Annotated in this window: 2 protein-coding genes; both read left to right on the forward strand. The window is 66.4% G+C overall.

Annotated elements, in window-relative coordinates:
- Positions 1-324, forward strand: a 324-nt coding sequence (locus AC1VAN_RS22540; protein ID WP_480986826.1) for a glycoside hydrolase family 97 C-terminal domain-containing protein, incomplete at its 5' end; no start/stop codon positions are given.
- Positions 325-578: 254 nt separating this feature from the next.
- On the forward strand, positions 579-1,153 hold a 575-nt coding region (locus AC1VAN_RS22545), incomplete at its 3' end, for a TonB-dependent receptor plug domain-containing protein (RefSeq protein WP_480986827.1).

Below are 1,153 nucleotides of genomic sequence, written 5' to 3' on the forward strand. Positions count from 1 at the left end.
GTGGCGGTGGACTGGGAGCAGAGCCGCGTGCTCGATGGCGAGGTCGGCGACTACGTGACGATCGTACGCCGCGACCGCAACAGCCGCGACTGGTTCCTGGGCAGCATCACCGACGAGAACGGCCGCGTGCTGCCGGTGTCGCTGGGTTTCCTGGAGCCGGGCGTGCGCTACCGCGCCGAGGTCTACCGCGATGGCGATGGCGCGGATTTCCGCAGCAGTCCCTTCGCCTTCAAGCGCGAAACACGCGAGGTCAGCAGCACCGATTCACTCACCCTGGTGCTGGCGCCGGGCGGCGGACAGGCCATCCGCTTCACCCCGCTGTGAATGCGCAGGTAGTGCCGGCCGCTGGCCGGCATCGTTGCGACGTGGATGGTTGCCGGCCAGTGGCCGGCACTACCGGAATGATGATCTGGAAGCGATTACAACCCTGCAAACGCCATTGAATACGTATGCAGGGTGATTCCCACGAAGAACGCGCTGCCTACCATAGCGGCGACGACAGCGGCCACCGCGTCGCACGTCCTCGACACCATCGGGACGACCACGAATCGCACTACAACATTGCCTGGGAGGGGAAAATGTTGAACCACAAGCGCAGTGCGCTGAGCATCGCGTTGGCCGTCGTACTGACGCCATCGCTGGCAGCAGCGCAGTCCACGCAGAGCACGGCAACCCCGCCAACCGGCACCGCCGCCACCAACCTGGACACGGTGCAGGTCACCGGCATCCGTCGCGGCATCGAAAGCGCCATCGCCACCAAGCAGGACGCCACCTCGGTGGTCGAAGCCATCTCCGCCGAGGACATCGGCAAGCTGCCCGACGTCAGCATCGCCGAATCGATCTCGCGCCTGCCTGGCCTTGCCGCACAGCGTGTGGCCGGTCGTGCGCAGGTGATCAGCGTGCGCGGCCTGTCGCCGGATTTCGCCACCACCCTGCTCAACGGGCGTGAAGTGGTCAGCACCGGCGACAACCGCGGCGTCGAGTTCGACCAGTATCCGTCCGAGCTGGTCAACGGCGTGACCGTGTACAAGACCCCCGATGCAGCGCTGGTCGGCCAGGGCCTGTCGGGCACCATCGACATGCAGACCGCACGTCCGCTCAGCTTCCCCGACCGCGTCATCGCCGTCAGCGGCCGCTACCAGAAGAGCTCGCT

Source organism: Stenotrophomonas sp. 05L44_2, from assembly GCF_056665995.1.